Raw genomic sequence first — 15,034 nt, 5'->3', positions numbered from 1 at the left:
GGCCGAGCCGGTCGGTCCGCGTCCTAGGACGCTGCGGCGTACCGCTTGGCCGCACGCGCCCGCCGCTGGGCGGCGAACGTCTCGCGATCCTTGGGCGGGGCCTTGGTGACGAGCGCCTCGAGCAGGTGGTGGGTCGCGTGCGCGATCTCGTCCACCGCCCGGTCGAACGCCTCCTGGTTGGCCTGCGACGGCTTGGTGGTGCCGCTGACCTTGCGGACGTACTGCAGCGCGGCGGCGCGGACCTCCTCGTCCGTGGCCGACGGCTCGAAGTTGTGCAGCTCGTGGATGTTCCGGCACATGGGGCCACCGTACGCGCGGGGTGCGGGTGGCCGGGAGGGCGTGCTCGCCTATCCCTCGCGGACCGCCGCGTACCGGGCGAGCGCCTCGGCACGCTCCGCGCCGTGGTCCACCACCCGCTCTGGGTAGCCGCCGGCGTACCCGTCCAGCACCCGCCACGGCTGGTGCACGGCCGCGCCGGGCAGGTGCGCCAGCTCGGGGACGTACCGCCGCACGTAGTCGCCGTCGGGGTCGAACTTCTCCCCCTGGACCACCGGGTTGAACACCCGGAAGTACGGGGACGGGTCGGTGCCCGTCCCGGCGACCCACTGCCACCCGTGCGCGTTGGACGCGACGTCCCCGTCGCGCAGGTGCCGCAGGAAGTGGGCTGCACCGTGCTGCCAGCGCACGTGCAGGTCCTTGACGAGGAAGCTCGCCACCACCATCCGCACCCGGTTGTGCACCCAGCCCTCGCGCAGCAGCTGGCGCATCCCCGCGTCGACGAACGGGTAGCCGGTGCGGCCCTCGCGCCAGGCGTCGAACGTCGGCCCCGGCTCGTCGTAGACCATCCCCCGCAGGGTGTCGGTCAGGTCGCGGCGCGCGGAGTCGGGCCGGCGCCACAGGACGTCGGCGTAGAACTCGCGCCAGCACAGCTCGGTCGTGTAGGTCGCCGCGCCCTCGCCGTCGGCCAGGGGGTGCGCGGCCAGGTCGGCGAGCAGCGTCCGGGGGTGCACGGTGCCGTACTTGAGCTGGACCGACATGGCGCTGGTCCGGTTCAGGTCCGCCCGGTTCCGGTCGTCCTTGTAGGTGGCCAGGCCGTCGGCGAGGAACGCCGTCCACGCGGCGTGCGCGGCGCGCTCGCCCACCGGGGGCAGGTCGACGTCCCGCGCCTCGGCCGGGATGCCGGGCAGCGGCTCGCTCTCCGGGCCGCGGTACCACCGCACGTCCGCCGGCACGTCCGCCGGACGGTGCCACCCCTGCTCCCGCCAGGCGCGGGAGAACGGGGTGAAGACGGCGTACCCGGACCCGGCCGCGGTGTGCAGCCGGCCGGGGGCGACGGCGTACGGGCTCCCGGTGGCGACCAGCGGGACGCCGTCGGGCATCGCGGCCTCGACCCGGGCGTCGCGCGCCCGTCCGTAGGGCGTGGTCTCGCCGCTGACGTGGACGCCGGTGGCACCGACCTCACGGGCGAGCGCCGGGACGACGTCCTCGGGCCGTCCGTGCCGGACGACCAGCGCGCCGTCGTACGCGTCCCGCGCCTCGGTGAGGGCCTCCACCAGGCACCGCACGCGCACCGGTCCGGACGACGCCAGCAGCGTGGGGTCGGCGACGAAGACGGGCAGCACGGTGCCGTCCCCGGACGCCTCGTGCGCGGCCAGCAGGGCCGGCAGGTCGTGCAGGCGCAGGTCTCGGCGCAGCCAGAGGATCGACGTCATGTCCGGCAGCGTAGGCGGGCGGGTGGGTCGCGGCCCGGCGCGCGCCCGCCCGACGGCGCCCGGCCGTGCGGGGCGCCCTACGCGTCGACGACGATCGCGATGACGACGGGCTCGCGACGGTAGGTGCGCTGGATGAAGCGGCTCACCGCGCCGCTGATGACGCCCTCGATCCGCTCGACGTCGTCGATGCGGTCGGCGGCGGCCCGGACCAGCGCCTTCTCGACCTCGGCGGCTGCCCCGTCGAAGGTGTGGTCGTCGTGCACGAAGCCCCGGGTGAGGAACTCCAGCGGCTCGGCCAGGGTGTTCGTGGTCGGGTCGAGCAGCGCGAGCACCGTGATGATCCCGCCCTCGCGCAGCAGGCGACGCTCCTTGAGGGTGTCCTCCGTCGCGCGGCCGACGGTCTGCCCGTCGACGTACACCAGGCCCGCGGGCACCTTGCCGGAGATGGTGGCGACCCCGTTCACCAGGTCCACGGTGACGCCGTCCTTGGCGAGGATGACCCGGTCCTCCGGGACGCCGGTCCTGACGGCCAGCTCGGCGTTGGCCCGCAGGTGGGTGGACTCCCCGTGCACCGGCATGACGTTCTTCGGCTTGACGATGTTGTAGCAGTACACGAGCTCGCCGGCGCTGGCGTGGCCCGAGACGTGCACCTTGGCGTTGCCCTTGTGCACGACGTTGGCGCCCAGGTCGGTGAGCTTGTTGATGAGGGCGTAGATCGCGCTCTCGTTGCCCGGGATGAGCGAGCTCGCGAGCAGGAACGTGTCGCCCTCGTTGATCTGGATCTGGTGGTCGCCGCTGGCCATCCGGGCCAGCGCGGCCATCGGCTCGCCCTGCGACCCGGTGCAGATCAGCGTGACCTTGTTGTCCGGCATCGAGTCGAGCTTCTTGGCGTCGACGACGAGCCCGCGCGGGATCGTGAGGTAGCCCAGGTCCCGGGCGATGCCCATGTTGCGCACCATCGAGCGCCCGACGAACGCGACCTTGCGGCCGTGCGCGTGGGCGGCGTCCAGCACCTGCTGGATGCGGTGCACGTGGCTGGCGAAGCTGGACACGATGATGCGGCGGGGCGCCGTCCGGAACACCTGGTCGATCGCCGGCGTCAGCTCGCGCTCGGACGTCGTGAAGCCGGCGATCTCGGCGTTGGTGGAGTCGGTGAGGAACAGGTCCACGCCCTCCTCGCCGAGCTTGGCGAAGTGGCGCAGGTCCGTGATCCGCCGGTCGAGCGGGAACTGGTCCATCTTGAAGTCGCCCGTGTGCAGGACGAGGCCCGCGCGCGTGCGGATGGCGACCGCGAGACCGCCGGGGATCGAGTGGTTGACGGCGACGAGCTCGAGCTGGAACGGCCCGGCCTGGTGCCGGTCGCCGGCCTCGACGTGCACCGTCTTGGGCCGGATGCGGTGCTCCTTGAGCTTGGCGGTGATGAACGCCAGCGTCAGCTCGGACCCGATGACCGCGATGTCGGCGCGCTCCCGGAGCAGGTAGGGCACCCCGCCGATGTGGTCCTCGTGCCCGTGCGTCAGCACGATCGCCACGACGTCCTTGATGCGGTCCCGGATGTAGCCGAAGTCCGGGAGGATCACGTCGATGCCGGGCTGGTGCTCCTCGGGGAACAGCACCCCGCAGTCCACGACGAGCAGCTTGCCGTCGAGCTCGAAGACGGTCATGTTGCGGCCGATCTCACCGAGGCCGCCGAGCGGGGTGATCCGCATCGTGCCCTTCGCGAGCGGGCGGGGCGGGAGAAGCTTCTGCCGGTCTGCGGACTGCACGGGGTGGGGCCTCCAGGCTCAGGTGACGCGGGTCGGTCCCCGGCGCCGGGTGTTCGTCTGACAATCCTTCTCGCAGCCGTCTCCGGCTCGCAGTCCGAGGCCGCACGAGCAGGGGCCGGGCGTCGGACGCGAGCCGGTCCGCCGGCTCGGCGGCGACCTGCCCGGCGCGGGGCCGGGGGGTCGCCGAGCCCCGGACGGGTGGCGATGACCTCTGACCTTACCGGGCCGCCCGACCGGGCGGTGCCCGCCGCTCAGCGTGCGGGCGTCGCCAGCGAGGACCGCCGGTCGGTCCGGCCCGGGACCGGCCGGGGCCGGGGCCGGATGTCAGGACGTGAAGCGGGACACGCGCTCGCCCAGGTCGGACGACATCCGGGCGAGGTCGTCGACGGCGGTGCCCATGCGCCCGAGCACCTCGGACGACGACCGCGCGACCCGGGCGACGTCGGTGATGCTCGAGGCGATCTCCCCCGACCCGGCGGCGGCCTGCGCCACCGAGCGCGACATCTCGTTCGTGGTCGCGGTCTGCTCCTCGACGGCGGACGCGATCGTGAGCTGGTAGTCGTTGATCGCCCCGATGACGCCACCGATCTGCCCGATCGCGCCCACGGCCGACGCCGTCTCCTCCTGGTTGGTCGCGATCCGCCGGGCGATGTCCTCCGCGGCGCGGGCCGACTCCTGGGCCAGCTCCTTGACCTCGCCGGCGACGACCGCGAAGCCCTTGCCCGCCTCGCCGGCCCGGGCCGCCTCGATGGTGGCGTTGAGCGCGAGCAGGTTGGTCTGCTCGGCGATCGAGGTGATGACCTTGACGACGTTGCCGATCTCCCGGGACGACTCCCCCAGGCGCGCGACGGTCGCCGCCGTCGTCCGGGCGTGCTCGACGGCCTGGCTGGACGCCTTGGCGGCCTCGTTCGCGTTCTGGGCGATCTCCCGGATGGACGCGCCCATCTGCTCGGCGCCGGCCGCCACCGTCTGCACGTCACGGCTGACCTGCTCGGCCGCGGCCGCGACGACGCCGGAGCGCGCGGAGGTCTCGTCCGACCCGGAGCCGACCTGCCGGTTCGCACCCGCGAGCTCCGCGGCGGCGTCCGAGACCTGGCGCGCGGACAGCCCGACGGACGCCACGAGGTCGCGCATGCCCGCGACCGCCGCGTCGACGGCGGCCGCGGCCTGGCCGACCTCGTCGCGCGACCGCACGCCGCACGTCTGGGTCAGGTCGTCCGCGGCCATCGCGAGCGACACCTCGCGGATCCGGTTGACCGGTCGCACGACGGACAGCGTGACGCGCACGGACAGGACGAGCGCGGCCAGCACCGAGAGCATGCCGGCGGCAGCCAGCAGGGTGACGGCGCGGCGCTGCGCCGCAGCCTGGTCGGCGCCGAGGTCCTCGACCCGGGCGCGGGCGGATGCCTGGATCTCGTCGGCGATCCCGAGCACGGTGCTGTACGCCGCGCCGGCCTCGCCGCCGTTCACGGACTCGATCGCCGTGCGGTACCCCTCGGGCGTCCCCGGTGCCATCCACTCCACGACCTGCTCGTCCCAGGCGTAGAAGTCGTCCCACGCGGGCCGCAGCCGGGAGAAGGCCTGCGCCTCCTCGGCGGTCATGGCGTCCGTGTCCACCCCGTCGAGCCAGGTGTAGACGTCCTCCTCGCCGGCGAGGAGGCCGGCCCGGTTGTACGCGTCCTCGGCGAGGGCCGCGTCGGGGCCGTAGACGAGGACGTCGGCGAACACCAGGCCCTGCCACCCGGTCGCGTCGGCGATCTGGAAGCGGGCGGTCTCGGCGTCGCGCACGACGCCCTCGGCCTCCCGGATGTCGTCGCTGAGGTCCCGCTGCTCCGCGACGGCCCCCAGCCCGAAGGCCGCGCTCGCGACGACGATGAGGCTGATGCTCCCGAACGCGAGCCCGAGGCGGCGTCCGATGCTCTGCCGAAGTGCCATGGTGATGGTGTCTGCCTCTGTGTCGTGTCCCGCGCGCGCCCGGGCGGCGCGGCGGACCGCGCGCCGGACGGACGCCTAGGACCGTCCGATCGGCAGACGGGGCGCAGTTGTGAGCGCCGGTGCGCGAGCGCCGGGTCGTCAGCCCGCACCCCCGACGGGCCCGAGCCCGGCGCCCAACCGTCCGACGTCCACCGCGCCCACCGGCGCCCGACCACCGACGCCCGCCGGCGACCGCCGATCGTGCCGGCGGCCCGGGTGCGCGATGATCGGGACGGCCCGGACCCAGCCGGCGCCGGTCGACGGACACAGAGGCGGACATGAGCGACGGCACGTACCCCGAGGGCCACAGCGGCGGAGCCCGGGTGGCGCCCGGGTGGTACCCCGACCCCTCCGGCGAGGCCGCCGAGCGCTGGTGGGACGGCACCGGCTGGACGGCTCAGTCACGGGAGCACTCCGTGCTGGCCCAGCCCCTGACCCGCCCTGCCGTCCTGACCAACAACCTCGCGACCGCCGGGCTCGTGCTGGGCGTCGTCGCGCTGCTGGTCAACACGTTCCTCGTGGTGTCCATCGCGGCGCTGGTGCTGTCGGTGCTGGGCCTCAACCGGGCCGGCCAGCTGGTCCAGGCCGGCTACGGACCCGTCGGACGCGGCAAGGCGATCGCGGGCATCGTGCTGTCGCTGCTCGGCGGTGCCGGGACGGTGCTGTTCAAGGCGCTGCTCTTCTAGCCCGCGCCGCGCGCCGGCCCGGGACACTGGCGCCATGACCGTGCTGCGCTCCGTCCTGCTGTTCGCGCTCGCCGCGGTCGCGGAGATCGGCGGCGCGTGGCTGATCTGGCAGGGCGTCCGGGAGCACCGGGGCGCGCTGTGGGTGGGCGCCGGCGTCGTCGCCCTCGGCGCGTACGGGTTCGTGGCCACGCTCCAGCCGGACGCGCACTTCGGCCGCATCCTGGCGGCGTACGGCGGGGTGTTCGTCGCCGCGTCGCTGGCCTGGGCCATGGTGGCCGACGGCTTCCGGCCCGACCGCTTCGACGTCGCCGGCGCGCTGCTGTGCCTGGTCGGCGTCGCGGTCATCATGTACGCGCCGCGGGGCGCCTGACCCGCGATACCGGCCCTGGGGGAAACGCCTTCCCCTACGCTGACCCCCGTGCCAGGACCCGTGACGTTGAGCCAGGTCGCCCAGGAGGCGGGCGTCTCCCTGGCGACCGCCTCCCGCGCGATCAACGGCAGCGCGAACCGCACCGTGCGCGACGACCTCCGCGAGCGGGTCCTCGCCGCGGCGGAGCGCCTGCGCTACTCCCCCGACGCCAACGCCCAGGCGATGGCCCGCGGCCGGACCATGTCGCTGGGCCTGATCGTCCACGACATCGCGGACCCGTACTTCTCCTCGATCGCGGCGGGGGTGTCCCAGGCGGCCGCGCGCGCCGACCTGGCGATGACGCTGGCCAGCACCCAGCACGACGCCACCCTCGAGCCGCGCTTCGTCGAGCTGCTCACCCGGCAGCGGGCGCGCGCGATCGTCGTCGCGGGTGGCCGCCTGCAGGACGACGAGGCCAACGAGCGCATGCGTCGGGCCCTGCAGGACTTCCGCCGCTCCGGCGGGTCCGTGGCGCTGGTGGGCCAGCCGCTGCTGGACGTCGACACCGTGGTCATCGCGAACGCCAGCGGCTCCGCGGACCTCGCGCGGGCGCTGCACGGACGCGGGTACCGCCGCTTCGCCGTCCTCGCCGGGCCCGAGGTGCACCTGACGGCACGCGACCGGAACGCCGGCTTCAGCGAGGCGCTCGCGCAGCTGGGCAGCCCCGTCGACCCGGACCTGGTGATCCGCTCGGCGTTCACGCGCGACGGCGGCTACGAGGCCATGTCCACCCTGCTCGCGGCCGGCACGGACGTCGAATGCGTGTTCGCGGTCAACGACGTCATGGCCGTCGGCGCGATCGCCGCGGCGCGCGACGCCGGCGTGCGGGTGCCGGACGACGTCGCCGTCGCGGGCTTCGACGACATCGTCACCCTGCGGGACATCACGCCCGCGCTCTCCACCGTGCGGGTGCCGCTCGTCGACGTCGGGGTCATGGCCACCGAGCTGGCGCTGGCGCCGGAGTCGGTCGAGCCGCGGCTCGTGCACGTGGACGGGTCCGTCGTGCTGCGCGAGTCGACACCCGGCCGGACCTGACCGGCTGCCGGGCCGACTGCCCGGCCGGGCGTCGCCGGGCTGGACGTCCTTGACGCGGGGCGATCGCGTCCCTACGCTGGAAAGCGCATTCCAACTCGCTGTGCCGCTTGGACCGACGCAGGGGTCGGACCACCCGCACCCACACGATCCTCGACCTACTCGGAGACTGACATGGCCTCGACGACGCTTCGTATCGCGATGAACGGGATCACCGGGCGGATGGGCTACCGCCAGCACCTCGTCCGGTCCATCCTCCCGATCCGGGACGCCGGCGGGGTCGAGCTCGCCGACGGCACCACGGTGCAGGTCGAGCCGATCCTGGTCGGGCGCAACGAGGCGAAGATCCGCGAGATCGCCGAGCAGCACGGCATCGAGCACTGGACCACGGACGCCGACGCGGTCATCGCCGACCCGAGCATCCAGATCTACTTCGACGCCCAGGTGACCTCGCGCCGCGCCGCCGCGCTGACCCAGGCGATGAAGAACGGCAAGCACATCTACACCGAGAAGCCGACCGCCGAGACGCTGCAGGAGGCCGTCGAGCTGGCCCGGCTGGCACGCGAGTCCGGCATCACGGCCGGCGTCGTGCACGACAAGCTGTACCTGCCCGGCCTGGTGAAGCTGCGCCGACTCGTCGAGGAGGGCTTCTTCGGCCGCATCCTGTCGCTGCGCGGGGAGTTCGGGTACTGGGTCTTCGAGGGCGACATCCAGGAGGCCCAGCGCCCCAGCTGGAACTACCGCGCCGAGGACGGCGGCGGCATGACCGTCGACATGTTCTGCCACTGGAACTACGTGCTGGAGGGCATCCTCGGCGATGTGAGGTCGGTCTACGCCAAGACCGCCACGCACATCCCGGCCCGCTGGGACGAGCAGGGCCGGGAGTACAAGGCCACCGCGGACGACGCCGCGTACGGCATCTTCGAGATCGAGACGCCGTCGGGCGACGAGGTCGTGGCGCAGATCAACTCCTCGTGGGCCGTGCGCGTGTACCGCGACGAGCTGGTCGAGTTCCAGGTCGACGGCACCCACGGGTCCGCGGTCGCCGGGCTGCGCAAGTGCGTGGCCCAGCAGCGCGCGCACACCCCGAAGCCCGTCTGGAACCCGGACCTGCCGGTCACCGAGCCGTTCCGCGACCAGTGGCTCGAGGTGCCCGCCAACGGCGACCTGGACAACGGCTTCAAGCTGCAGTGGGAGGAGTTCCTGCGCGACGTCGTCGCCGGGCGCGAGCACCGCTTCGGCCTGCTCTCCGCCGCGCGCGGGGTCCAGCTCGCCGAGCTCGGGCTCCGGTCGTCGGCCGAGGGCCGCCGGCTGGAGATCCCCGAGATCACGCTGTGAGCGGGGCCGCCGTCATGGAGGCCGCCACCCCGGCCGGTGAGGCGGGCGCCGACGTCTCGCGCCTGTCGCTGAACACCGCGACGACGAAGTCCTGGACGCTCGCGCAGGCCGTCGACGGCACGGTGCGTGCCGGGCTCGGCGCCATCGGTCTGTGGCGCGACCGCGTCGAGGAGGCCGGTCTGGCGGAGTCCGCGGCCCTGGTCCGCGACGCCGGGCTGCGCGTGTCGTCGCTGTGCCGAGGCGGGTTCCTCACCGCGTCCGACGAGGTCGGCACCAGGGCCGCCCTGGAGGACAACCGGGCCGCGGTCGTTGAGGCCGCCACGCTCGGGACGTCCGAGCTGATCATGGTGGTCGGCGGGCTCCCCGCCGCCAGCGCACCGGGCGGCCCCGCGCTCCCCCACGGCGACCGCGACCTCGTCGCCGCCCGGCAGCGGGTGGCGGACCGGATCGGGGAGCTCGTGCCGTTCGCGGTCGAGCACGGCGTGCGGCTCGTGCTCGAGCCGCTGCACCCGATCTTCGCCGCCGACCGCGCGGTCATCTCGACCCTCGGCCAGGCGCTGGACCTCGCGCAGCCCCACCCGGCCCACGCCGTCGGCGTCGTCGTCGACACCTATCATCTGTGGTGGGACCCGGAGCTGCGAGCCCAGATCCTGCGGGCCGGCGAGCAGGGCCGGCTGGCGTCGTACCAGGTGTGCGACTGGATCCTGCCGCTCGCGTCCGACCCGCTGCTGTCGCGCGGGTACATGGGCGACGGGTACGTCGACTTCACCTCGATCGGTCGCTGGGTGACCGAGGCGGGCTACACCGGCGACGTCGAGGTCGAGATCTTCAACCAGGCGATCTGGGACACCCCAGGTGACGAGGTCCTGCGGGTCATGAAGGACCGCTACGTCCGTCACGTCCTGCCCGCGCTGACGCCGCCGACGGCCTGAGGGCACGACGGCGTCGCGCGGGCTCACCCGATGGCGATGAGGCCGGTGGACCCGTACCCGAACAGCCGGCGCTCGTGGACGAAGAGGTAGTGCTGGTCGTCGAGGGGCGCGGACCAGACCTGGCGTCCGTCGTCGAGGTCCACCGCGACCAGCGTGCCGTCGGTGGCCGAGTTGGTCGTCACGATCACCACCTCGCCGTCGGTGACCATCGCGGACGCCGCGAGCCCGGCCACCTCGGTGGACCACACGACCGCTCCAGAGACGCCGTCGACCGACTCCACGCGCGACCCGTCGATGCTCACGACCCGCTCGTCCAGGATCATCGGCGGGCTGGTGTCGTGCCCTTCCAGGGTCCACCGCGGCGCGCCGGTCCCGACGTCGTGCGCCTGCAGGCCCCCGCCCTGGACCGGTGAGACCAGCACGACGTCCGGCAGCGAGCGGTCGTCCGGCACCGAGCCGTCGACGAAGCCCTCGACCGTCTGGGACCGTCCGGTGGCGACCTCGACGAGCTCGGTGGTGACGTCCGTGCTCCCGAGCGTGGTGCGGGCCAGGAACCGGCCGCCCGCGACGACCGTGGTGTGCCCGTCGAAGGGATCCACGGTCCCCGGCAGCGCCCGCAGCACCTCCCCGTCCGCGGAGAGGACCCATACCGGCCCGGCGTCCGCCACGACGACGCCGTCCTGGCTCCGCAGCGCGATCCGGCGCAGCCCGAACTGGTCCGCCGGGACCGGCTCGGGTGACGTGAACGTCCAGTGCACCTCGCCGCTGCGTGGGTCGCTCCTCGTCACCCGGGGACGTCCGTCGGCGTCCACGGTCCCGAGCAGCAGGTCCGTGCCCGCCGACGCGACACCGGCCGGACTCCCCACCGGGTCGTCGGCCAGCAGCTCCCCGCTCACCGCGTCCATCACCACGAGCCGGGACCGCACGGGGTGGACGAACGAGTCCAGGTTGCGGCCCTCCGTGGCCGTCGCCACCTCGTCCGCCACGACGCAGACCAGGACGGGTCGGTCGCCGGGTGCGGTGTCCGCCGCGTCCGTGGCCGCGCCGTCCGCCGGCCACGGCGCTCCCGGGACGACGCACTCCGCGGGCACCTCCTCCGGCGCCCGCGCCCGCAGCGTCGTGCGCCAGACGACCTCGCCGGTCCGCGGCTCGATCCCGACCGCCTCCAGCCCCGGCGACGGCGTGGCGAGGACCGTGACGAGGAGACCGCCCACCTCGCTCGGCGGGGCCACCGGCCACCCGTCCGTCCGCCACAGCTCCGTCACGGGGCCGGAGAGCGGCGCCATGACGCCGGGGACGTCGGCCAGGGCACGCAGCCGCGCGGCGTCGCGACGGGACTGCACGAGGGAGGACGTCGCCGCGACGGCGAGCACGACGGCGACCAGGACGGCCACCGCCCTGCGCAGACGGGCCCGGGCCGCGGGCGACGGGGTCGTGCGGTGGGTGGTGGGAGGGGCGTCGGGGTCGTCCGGGCCCTCTGGGGTGTCGAGGGCATCCGGGGTGTCCGGGGCAACCCGGAGGCGCTCGCTCGGCGACGTGGTGGCCCGGGTGCCGGCGTCGTCGACGGCCTCGACGAGCTCGACGTCCTGCATGTCGCCACGGCCACGTGCCATCTGGCGAGCGTAGGCGACCGAAGCGCTCGCCCTGGTGACGGCGCCCGACGGGATCCGGGTGCAGCCGGGTCACGCCTCGGCCCGCGTCCCGGTGCGCCTCACCGAGGAGCCGCCGGCCGTCGACGTGAACCGGGTGGGGGCTTGGAGACGGGCGCTCCCGTCACCGCCGGAGGGCACCCCCCGGGTCGGGTCGTCCTGCTCGCGCCGCGTGTCCCCTCGGCGCGCGCCGGCGTCAGTAGATGTTGCGGTGCTCGCGGTAGTCGCGCCAGACGTTCTCGAAGAAGTCGTCGTCCTCGGGGATCGGGCGCACGGGGCGCCACACGAAGTCGGCCGTGCCCGCCCCGTCGGAGCCCCCCGAGTCCGGCGGCGCCCAGGCGGCCTCCTGGATCTCGCCGTCGAGCGCTCCCCCGTCCAGCCGGAACCGGAACAGCTCGGGCAGGTCGAGCTCGCTGCGGGCGTCCGGTCCGTGCCCGACGACGGGCAGCGAGCCCTCCGCGTCGGTGTAGAGCACCGACCCGCGCGAACGGCCGCCGTGCGCCACGTAGTCCGCCATCGCCGACAGGTAGACGTACGCCGTCGTGAGGATGTCCCGGACGAGGAACGTGCGGTTGACCGCCCTGCGCGACGACACGTCGGCGGTCACCAGGTCGTCGTACCGCGCGAGCCAGTCGTGGACCTGCACGAGCGCCTCGTGGATCGACTGCGCGGACCGGACCGGGCCGGCCTTGGCGCTCATCAGCTCGCCGACGTCGCGCAGCAGGTCGCCGGTGTTGTCCGGCACGCCCGCCGCGGCCCGTGCCGTCGCACGACCGATCAGCTCCTGCGCACCGCGGAGCACGGGCTCGGCGGCCGCGGCGAAGCGGTCCTTGTCCAGCGGCGACGTCGCGCGCTGGACCGCGATGAACTGCGCCGCGCGCGTTGCACCGACCTGCCCGCTGTTGAGCGCCGCGCCGCCGGGCCGGTACACCCCGTGGGCCCCGCCGGCCTCGCCGACCGGGAAGAACCCGGCCACGTTGGACTGCCACCAGGCGTCCACAACCAGGCCGCCGTTGTTGTGCTGCGCGCACACGTCGACCTCGAGCAGCTCGGTCGCGAGGTCCACGTACGGGTTCTTGTTGAGGTAGAACTCGTAGGCGGGCAGGTTCATGGTCTTCAGGCGCTCGATCGGCGTGCCGAACAGGACGCCGGCCCTCTCCAGGTACTCCCGCGCCTCGGGCGCCAGCGCGCTCGGGTCGAACTCGTCGCGCACGGGGTTGCGGCGGAAGTCCAGGAACACCCGCCGCCCGCGCAGGACGGTCTCGCGGTAGACGAGGAGGTCGATCAGCGAGGACCCGTCCAGCGCCTTGCGGACGTCGAACGGCCACTGGTAGCCCTTGAGGAAGATCATCGAGAGCTGGCGGCCGTAGTCGGGGATGGCCTCGGTGAGGAACTCGCGCTCGTCCCCGCCGTCGGCGTCGGTGGAGACGAAGCGCGGGAGCACCTGCATGTACGTGCCGGAGACGTTCCAGCGAGGCTTGGTCGAGGCGAGGCCGAACTGCCACTCGGTGACGTTCTTGCCGTGCACGCCGGCCCGGTAGGCGGCCCCGGACGCGCCCCACTGGCCGTTGGGGAAGACGCGGGTGGCGTACAGCCCGGCGGGGCCGCCGGTGGCGTAGACGATGTTCGTGCAGCGGAACAGCAGGAACGGGCTCTCCGCGTCGCCGTCGTCGGGCAGGCCGGTGCGCACGTCGGTGCGCAGCACGAGCAGCCCCGCGATCTCCCCGTCCTGGACGATCAGGTCCACCACGCGGCAGTCGTCGAAGATCCGGGTGCCGTTGCGGGCGACCTTCTTCTCCAGCTGCTCGACCATCGACCGCGAGGTGTACGGCCCGACCGACGTCGCGCGACGACGCGGGTCGTGGTCGGTCTTGTAGCCGATGAACTCCCCGTACCGGTTCTGCGGGAAGGGCACCCCGAGCTCGCACAGCCGCAGGAACCCGCGGGCGGACAGCGCCGCCTCGCACAGGGCGTTGTCGCCGTCCATCGCGCCGCCGGAGAACAGGGTCTCGGCCATCTCGCGCACGGAGTCCCCGTCACCGCCGGACAGGGTCATCTTGTAGTAGGTCTGCTTGTCCGAGCCCGCATTGCGGGAGGCGCCCGCCCCGACCTTGTCGGTCACCATGACGAGGTCGGTCTGACCGAACTCCCAGAGCCGGTCGGCGGCGCAGAACCCCGCCGAGCCGGTGCCGACGACGACGGTGTTGGCGGTCACCACCGGGACGGCACGCCCGGCGATCGTCAGGGTCTCGGGCTCGTGGGCGGTCATCGGTCGATCTCCTCGGGTACGGCTCGGGTACGGCAGCGTGCGTGAGCGGGACGTCAGCGGTGTGCGGCGGCGCGCGCGGCTTGTGGTGGACGGCGTCAGAGCCGGGCGATGTGCATGCCGCCGTCGACGTGGAAGACCTCACCGGTCGAGTACGGCGCCTCCCCCCGCACGAGCATGCGGACCGCGCCGCCGACGTCGGCCGGCTTGCCCCACCGGGGCATCGGCGCCATGCCGCCGGAGAACAGCGCGTCGTACTTCTCGGTCACGCCGGCGGTCATGTCGGTCGCGATGACGCCGGGACGGACCTCGTAGACGACGATCCCCTCCGGCGCCAGGCGCGCGGCCCACAGCTGCGTGGCCATCGCGACGCCGGCCTTGGAGATGCAGTAGTCGCCGCGGTTGGTCGACACCGTCGTGGCGGAGATCGACGAGACGTTGACGATCGTCGCGACCGGACGGTCCGGCAGGGCGTCGAGCGGCCCGCGCAGGTCGAGCACGGCCCGCGCGAAGGTCTGGGTCAGGAAGTACGGACCGCGCAGGTTGATGCCGAGCACGCGGTCGAAGCTCTCGGTGCCGGCGTCCAGGATGTCGTCCCGCACCGACGGCGCGACGCCGGCGTTGTTGACCAGGACGTCGAGCCGGCCCCACGCGTCGACGGCGTCCTGCACGTAGCGCGCGTGGTCGGCCGGGTCAGCGACCGAGCCGCGCACGTACCGGACCCGGTCGTCGGCGCCGGCCAGCTCGCGCAGCTCGGCCAGCACGTCCGCGGGCTCCTCGCGGGTGGCCAGGACGGAGACGGCGAACCCGTCCTCGAGCAGCTGCCGGGTGATCCCCAGCCCGATCCCGCGATTACCTCCGGTGACCAGAGCCACTGCCGGCATGGTGCCCCACCCTCACGTCGAGTCGTCGTCGTCCCCGCCGCGACCCCCGGCCGCACCCCGATGGTGCCACGCCGAGAGCCGTCCCGGCAAGCGCTTTCCGCGCGGGCGCTCGCCAGCGGCCGAGAGCGACGTCCTGGACCCCTCGACCGCACTCACGGGTCCGAAACGTCGCACTCGGCACCGACGCACGTCCGAGTGCGACGTCTTGGACGCATGCGCGGCGCCCAAGGGTCCGAACCGTCGCACTCGGCACGGACGCACGTCCGAGTGCGCTCCGGCGCCGAGTGCGACGTTCCGAACGCATTCGCGCCGTCCGAGATTGCGCTTCCCGCCGAGTGCGACGTCGTGGACCCTTGAGTTGCGCTCAAGGGTCCGGAACGTCGCAC

12 protein-coding genes are annotated in these 15,034 nt (G+C 73.8%); 5 read left to right on the top strand and 7 right to left on the bottom strand.

Going from position 1 to position 15,034, the window contains the following annotated elements; all coding sequences use genetic code 11:
* Window positions 1–23 precede the first annotated feature (23 nt).
* The 4 genes from CAE01nite_RS04750 to CAE01nite_RS04735 form a co-directional block, all read right to left on the bottom strand.
* Window positions 24–299, bottom strand: a complete 276-nt coding sequence (locus tag CAE01nite_RS04750; protein WP_146900719.1) for a DUF2277 domain-containing protein — start codon at window positions 297–299, stop codon at window positions 24–26.
* Window positions 300–347: 48 nt separating this feature from the next.
* Window positions 348–1,712 (bottom strand): cryptochrome/photolyase family protein, encoded by a 1,365-nt coding sequence (locus CAE01nite_RS04745; protein WP_146900716.1) that lies wholly within the window; start codon window positions 1,710–1,712, stop codon window positions 348–350.
* 77 nt (window positions 1,713–1,789) lie between these two features.
* Window positions 1,790–3,421: a ribonuclease J gene (locus tag CAE01nite_RS04740; RefSeq protein ID WP_146900803.1), complete on the bottom strand. Its 1,632-nt coding sequence runs from the start codon at window positions 3,419–3,421 to the stop codon at window positions 1,790–1,792.
* Between the two features lie 381 nt (window positions 3,422–3,802).
* Window positions 3,803–5,413: a methyl-accepting chemotaxis protein gene (locus CAE01nite_RS04735; RefSeq protein WP_246131010.1), complete on the bottom strand. Its 1,611-nt coding sequence runs from the start codon at window positions 5,411–5,413 to the stop codon at window positions 3,803–3,805.
* A gap of 317 nt (window positions 5,414–5,730) precedes the next feature.
* Here CAE01nite_RS04735 and CAE01nite_RS04730 point away from each other — a divergent pair, with 317 nt between their 5' ends.
* The 5 genes from CAE01nite_RS04730 (at window position 5,731) to CAE01nite_RS04710 (ending at window position 9,849) form a co-directional block, all read left to right on the top strand.
* Window positions 5,731–6,138, top strand: coding sequence for a DUF2510 domain-containing protein (locus CAE01nite_RS04730; protein WP_146900714.1), 408 nt, complete (start codon window positions 5,731–5,733; stop codon window positions 6,136–6,138).
* A 34-nt stretch (window positions 6,139–6,172) separates the two neighbouring features.
* Window positions 6,173–6,508 (top strand): YnfA family protein, encoded by a 336-nt coding sequence (locus CAE01nite_RS04725; RefSeq protein WP_146900712.1) that lies wholly within the window; start codon window positions 6,173–6,175, stop codon window positions 6,506–6,508.
* 48 nt (window positions 6,509–6,556) lie between these two features.
* Window positions 6,557–7,582: a LacI family DNA-binding transcriptional regulator gene (locus tag CAE01nite_RS04720; protein ID WP_146900709.1), complete on the top strand. Its 1,026-nt coding sequence runs from the start codon at window positions 6,557–6,559 to the stop codon at window positions 7,580–7,582.
* 171 nt (window positions 7,583–7,753) lie between these two features.
* A complete protein-coding gene (locus tag CAE01nite_RS04715) occupies window positions 7,754–8,917 on the top strand; it encodes a Gfo/Idh/MocA family protein (protein WP_146900706.1) in 1,164 nt (387 codons plus the stop codon).
* A 14-nt stretch (window positions 8,918–8,931) separates the two neighbouring features.
* The gene (locus CAE01nite_RS04710) at window positions 8,932–9,849 is read left to right on the top strand and encodes a sugar phosphate isomerase/epimerase family protein (protein WP_146900797.1); all 918 of its coding nucleotides are present in this window, start codon (window positions 8,932–8,934) and stop codon (window positions 9,847–9,849) included.
* Between the two features lie 23 nt (window positions 9,850–9,872).
* Here CAE01nite_RS04710 and CAE01nite_RS04705 read toward each other — a convergent pair whose 3' ends face one another.
* The 3 genes from CAE01nite_RS04705 to CAE01nite_RS04695 all read right to left on the bottom strand — a co-directional run bounded on the left by CAE01nite_RS04705 (window position 9,873) and on the right by CAE01nite_RS04695 (window position 14,648).
* The gene (locus CAE01nite_RS04705; RefSeq protein ID WP_146900703.1) at window positions 9,873–11,462 is read right to left on the bottom strand and encodes an outer membrane protein assembly factor BamB family protein; all 1,590 of its coding nucleotides are present in this window, start codon (window positions 11,460–11,462) and stop codon (window positions 9,873–9,875) included.
* A 232-nt stretch (window positions 11,463–11,694) separates the two neighbouring features.
* Window positions 11,695–13,767, bottom strand: coding sequence for an FAD-dependent oxidoreductase (locus CAE01nite_RS04700; protein ID WP_146900700.1), 2,073 nt, complete (start codon window positions 13,765–13,767; stop codon window positions 11,695–11,697).
* A 95-nt stretch (window positions 13,768–13,862) separates the two neighbouring features.
* Window positions 13,863–14,648 carry a 3-ketoacyl-ACP reductase gene (locus tag CAE01nite_RS04695; RefSeq protein WP_146900698.1) on the bottom strand — a complete coding sequence of 262 codons (786 nt, stop codon included), beginning with the start codon at window positions 14,646–14,648 and terminating at the stop codon, window positions 13,863–13,865.
* Window positions 14,649–15,034 lie beyond the last annotated feature (386 nt).

It is taken from the genome of Cellulomonas aerilata (genome assembly GCF_007991755.1).
Classification (GTDB): Bacteria; Actinomycetota; Actinomycetes; order Actinomycetales; family Cellulomonadaceae; genus Pengzhenrongella; species Pengzhenrongella aerilata.
The sequence above is the reverse complement of the archived record's forward strand: the minus strand, read 5'-3'. Positions and strand labels throughout refer to the sequence as shown.